At 67.0% G+C, this 442-nt stretch carries 1 pseudogene; it reads right to left on the bottom strand.

The features are described 5' to 3' along the window. A pseudogene (locus F8271_RS31850) lies at positions 1–442 on the bottom strand (Fe-S oxidoreductase); the annotation flags it as partial.

Raw genomic sequence — 442 nt, 5'->3', positions numbered from 1 at the left:
AGCCCAGACCGGGTACACGAAGTGGTCGGTGGCGACCTTGAAGCCCCGGATCACGAACCCGAAGATCAGGACCAGCAGGACGACCCACTCGACGAAGTAGCCCTGCCACATGGTCGAGCCGGTGAACCGGGAACGGTTCTCCGCGCGGCCGGGCCGGTTGCGCAGCCGGATGGCCATCAGCACCAGGATGCCGACCAGGCCGAGGATGCCGATCCACTCGGTGACCAGACCGAAGATCGTCCAGTGCCCGATGGTCGGCAGCCCGCCGCCGGTCGAGACCACCTCGAAGTAGGCCTCCAGCACCAGCAGCGACAGCACGATGAAGCCGACCATCACGAACCAGTGGGCGGCGCCGACCACGCTCCACTTCAGCATGCGGGTGTGACCGGCGGTCTCCACCAGCATCTTCTTGGTGCGCGCGCCCTTGTCGCCGAACCGCTCC

The organism is Micromonospora sp. ALFpr18c (assembly GCF_008868155.1).
In the GTDB taxonomy this organism is placed as follows: Bacteria; Actinomycetota; Actinomycetes; order Mycobacteriales; family Micromonosporaceae; genus Micromonospora.
This window is presented reverse-complemented; position numbering and strand designations above follow the sequence as displayed.